This window comes from Mesorhizobium sp. M8A.F.Ca.ET.161.01.1.1, assembly GCF_004792105.1.
Taxonomy (GTDB): domain Bacteria; phylum Pseudomonadota; class Alphaproteobacteria; order Rhizobiales; family Rhizobiaceae; genus Mesorhizobium.
The window spans coordinates 1-360 of sequence record NZ_SRTD01000185.1 but is presented as its reverse complement, the minus strand read 5'-3'; the positions used below and the strand labels follow the sequence as shown (position 1 = coordinate 360).

The window sequence follows — 360 nt, the reverse complement described above, 5'->3', positions numbered from 1 at the left end:
CGACGAACTTGCCGCAAGCCGGCACCAGCCTTTCGGCCCTGGCCGCGATCCGCCAGGTCGCAAGCATCAAGCCGAATACGGCGACAGCGGCCGCAACAAGCAGGCCGCCGATCAGCCACGACAAAACCGATATCAGCATCTTTGCACCCCGGCCGGACCGGCGCACCTTATCCGCAACCGCCTCTGCCACAAGAGCCCGCCTCGCCTCCGCATTGCAGGCGGCCGGCCGCCGCGTTATCTCAGGCGACCTGCAGCCGGAGTGAGCCATGCCTGAAATCGTTACCGCCGCCATGCTCGTCATCGGCGACGAGATCCTTTCCGGCCGCACCAAGGACAAGAACATCGGCCATCTCGCCGACA

The 360-nt window shown here is 65.6% G+C and carries 1 pseudogene; it reads left to right on the top strand.

The annotated features are described in order from the left end of the window. Nucleotides 1-266: 266 nt before the first annotated feature. Nucleotides 267-360, top strand: a pseudogene (locus EN804_RS38465) (competence/damage-inducible protein A); the annotation flags it as partial.